General features: G+C 70.5%; 4 protein-coding genes. All 4 read right to left on the minus strand.

The window, feature by feature from the left end; translation table 11 throughout:
- Window positions 1–139: 139 nt before the first annotated feature.
- The 4 genes from ACH4FX_RS43130 to ACH4FX_RS43145 all read right to left on the minus strand — a co-directional run bounded on the left by ACH4FX_RS43130 (window position 140) and on the right by ACH4FX_RS43145 (window position 3,054).
- The gene (locus ACH4FX_RS43130) at window positions 140–949 is read right to left on the minus strand and encodes an ExeA family protein (protein WP_398487385.1); all 810 of its coding nucleotides are present in this window, start codon (window positions 947–949) and stop codon (window positions 140–142) included.
- Window positions 946–1,173: a hypothetical protein gene (locus ACH4FX_RS43135; RefSeq protein ID WP_398487387.1), complete on the minus strand. Its 228-nt coding sequence runs from the start codon at window positions 1,171–1,173 to the stop codon at window positions 946–948. Before ACH4FX_RS43135 ends, ACH4FX_RS43130 begins: the two co-directional genes overlap by 4 nt.
- Before the next feature lie 4 nt (window positions 1,174–1,177).
- Window positions 1,178–2,572, minus strand: coding sequence for a DDE-type integrase/transposase/recombinase (locus ACH4FX_RS43140; protein WP_398487388.1), 1,395 nt, complete (start codon window positions 2,570–2,572; stop codon window positions 1,178–1,180).
- Window positions 2,573–2,667: 95 nt separating this feature from the next.
- Entirely contained in the window at window positions 2,668–3,054 is a 387-nt protein-coding gene (locus ACH4FX_RS43145) for a hypothetical protein (RefSeq protein ID WP_398487393.1), read from the minus strand.
- Window positions 3,055–3,437: the final 383 nt, after the last annotated feature.

Consider the following 3,437-nt stretch of genomic DNA (forward strand, 5'->3'; position numbering starts at 1 on the left):
GTGTTGCCCGACACTCAAAATGCCGATGACGGCGGCGTTCACGGTGCCGATGTTCGGCGACAGTGAAGCCCCGCCGGCGGGGTGGCAGGCGGGGCTGTCATCGGCAAGGTGTCGCTGTCGTCGGCGAGGTGCCGGTCGTTCAGTCGACCACCTCGCTGACGGCCGCGCGGGCGGCTGCGTCGTCGACGAGGTTCTTGCCCTGGGCGAAGGCGGCGACGAGAGCCTGGAGGGCGAGGTTGTTGACCGCCCGCGGGTAGCCGCGCGAGGTGGTGTGGATCAGCGAGAGGGCGTCCTCGGTGAACAGCTGGTCGGGCCGCCCGACGAGCTTGAGGTGGTGGGCGATGTAGCTGGTGGTCTCGGTGGCGGTCATGCCCGGCATGGTGTAGCGCAGGGCGGTTCGCTGTTCGAGGGCCGCCAGGACGGCGAGTTTCATGGTCCTGCGCAGGGTGGGCTGGCCGACCAGCAGGCAGGACAGCGGGGAGTCCTGGTCCATGCCCTGGTTGGTGAGCATCCGCACCGTTTCCAGCTGTTCGTAGGACAGCAGATGGGCTTCGTCCAGGACCAGGACGGGGGTGCGTCCGCGCTCTTCGCGCTCGGACATCAAGACCTTGGAGGTCTGGACGGCCAGGCGCGAGCCGAGGTGGGCCGGGGCCTGGCCGAACGCATTGACGATCTCTTCGTGGATGCCGCGGACGCCGATCATCGGGTTCGGCAGGTAGATGACCGAGTACTTCGAGGGGTCCAGGGCGTCCAGGCAGGTGCGGACGGAGACGGTCTTGCCCGCGCCGACTTCGCCGGTGACCACGCCGATGGAGCGTTCGGTGATGCACCAGGAGATCCGGGCGACGGCCTCGTTGTGGGACTGGTGGCGGTGGAGCATGCCCGGCGCCAGGTTGCGGCCGAACGGCATCCGCTCGAAGCCGTAGTGGGCCTGCAGTTTTTCGATCACGTGCAATCTCCGGGACGTTCGCTGGGGGGCTCGGGAGTGAAGGGCCGGCCGGTGAGGCGTTCGATGAACAGTTCGGGGTTGACGACGATCCAGTCGACGGCGGTGTCCCCGCCGAATTGGGCGGCCAGGGCCGCGCCGGTGCCCGGAGCGCAGGCTTCGAAGAAGCCGTGCAGCCCGGTCAGGAAGCGGACCGGGCCGTCCTGCTCGCCGGGGTCGGTGGGCATGGGCTCAGTCCTCCGTCAGGTCGACCGCTTCGACGGGCTCGGCGGGCTGCCCGCCGGCCAGGGCCACGTAGTTGACCTTGCTGGACAGGTCGGCCGCGTGCTCGCGGTCGATGAGCCCGAGGTAGTCGATGCCGGTGGTCGGCTTCGGCTGCTCGGCGGGGACCTCCGGCCGGGCCTTGGGATGGCTGTGCCGGTTGATCTGGAACGGCAGGGCGGTGCCGGCGTCCTTGCCGTCGATGCGGACGCCCAGATAGGTCAGGTCGAAGGGATCGAAGACCAGCTCGACCTTGCGGCCGACCAGCTGCGGATCGACCTGGTAGCGGTTGCCCTGCAACGACACGGTCCCGGTGCGCGAGACGTTGCGGTGCTCGGACCAGCGGAAAGCCTCCGCCAGGTCGCCCGGCGCCGGGACCGGGAAAGGGGCCCCGGCCATCCACCGCTCCAGTGGGGCCACCTTGGTCTCGGAGTGCTCGCGGCGGTGGTAGACCGTCTCGACCCAGGCGGTGAACAGGCGGTTCATCTCCGCCAGGTCCCTGATCTCCCGGCCGACCTCACCTTCGGCCGAGGCGATCTCGACGGTGAACTCGCCGTTGACCGTGCGGAAAAACCGCTCGATCTTCCCCCGCCCCTCGGGACGGCCGGGAGCGGAGTGCACCAGCTTAATGCCCAGCTTCGCGCAGGCCCGCAGCAGCCACGAGTCGACAAAAGCACTGCCGTTGTCGACGTAGATGTACTGCGGGACGCCCCGGGCGGCCAGGGCCGGCCGCAGGGCCGCGGCCAGGCGGACGGTGTCCTCGGCGAAACCCCAGCGGTGGCCGACCACCGCCCGCGAGTGGTCGTCGATGAAGGCGAACAGGTACGTTTTGCGCCCGTCGATCCGCGGCCCGTGCAGCGCATCCCCGGTCCACAGCTCGTTGGGACAGCCCGCCTCGAACCGGCCGAAGACCGCCGTCTGCCGGGGCGTCTGCAAGGAGGCCAGGCCGGTGCGGTTGAACATCCGCTGCAGCGTGCGTTCGTCCGGGGCCCAGCCGAGCTGGGCCTTGAGGATCCGCCTGACCTGCGCGGCCGTCCGCTCCGGATTCTCCTTCTTCAGCGCCGAGGCCAGCTCGAAGACCTCCGGCGGAGTGCGGGGCTGGGCCTGGCGCGGAGAGGGAATCAGGGCGTCGAACCCGCCCTGGCGCCATTCCAGGATCCAGCGGTCCAGCGTCCAGCGGCTGATCCTCACCCGCCGTCCGTCCGGGTCGGTGTGCTCCTCACCGGCGAGTTTGCGCACCAGCGCGCCGCGCTGGCGGCCGGTCAGGCTCGGATCGGCGGCCTCCCTGATCAGCATGTAGCGGAACAGGCCGATCTGCCGGGCCCGTTCCAGGCGGGCCGCCTGGTCGTCATCGTTTGGTGGCACGTGCACCTTCCTGATGCCGTGGTGATCTTATGGGCCCGCCGAGGCTTGCAGGAACAACCACCCGTCCGGCAGAGGCAGTTGGTGTTGATCGTTGATCAAGGCCAGCGCGGGGCCAGCAGCCGTCCGTGGGTGACGGCCGCCGCCAGCCGCCACGGCGACACCTCGCCGACGCCCGGCCAGCGTGAGCCGGCCGCCTGCCAGGCCCCGGCGACCGCCGCGACCGCGTCCGCGAAGACCGTGTCCGCGGCCGCCGGAGGCACCGGATCAACCCCGGCGTCCACCAGCACACGGGTGAAGTACGCGCGGATCTGTTCGGCCCGGCGGGCGAACCGCCGCAGCCAGCCGCGGACGGTCTCCACCGGCCGCCCCAGCCGCACCGCGATCGTCCGCACCCCGGCCCCCGCCGCCTTCGCCACCAGTGCCGCCCCGATCACCTCCGCCAGATCCACCCTCCTGACCAGCACGAACACCGGGAGAAGCACATGCGAAATGCCGCAGCCGACACACCGCGCGCGCCGGGGACGGATCCGTACCGGCCCCGATCCGTCCCGCAGCACCCGCTCGCGGGCCCAGCCCCACGGGGCCAGCACACCCCCGCAACGGGAACATTCCACCTTGCCGTCCCTCAGCCGGGTCTCGACCTCAGCCGCGTCCGCCCCTACCGTGAGCACCGAGCGCCTCCATGCGCTTCACGGCCCTCCCGGACTCGGCCAAAAGATCATCGGGAGGGCCTTTCGCATGCCCTCATCGGCAAGGTGCCGCCGCCAACGAACACCCCGGCCCCGCCGGCATGCAACCGAACTCGTCGGCATGTTCAACGCCGGAGTCGTGCCCGCGACATGGGCATCGGGAATGCCGCTCAACA

It is taken from the genome of Streptomyces sp. NPDC018019 (assembly GCF_044327805.1).
Taxonomy (GTDB): Bacteria; Actinomycetota; Actinomycetes; order Streptomycetales; family Streptomycetaceae; genus Streptomyces.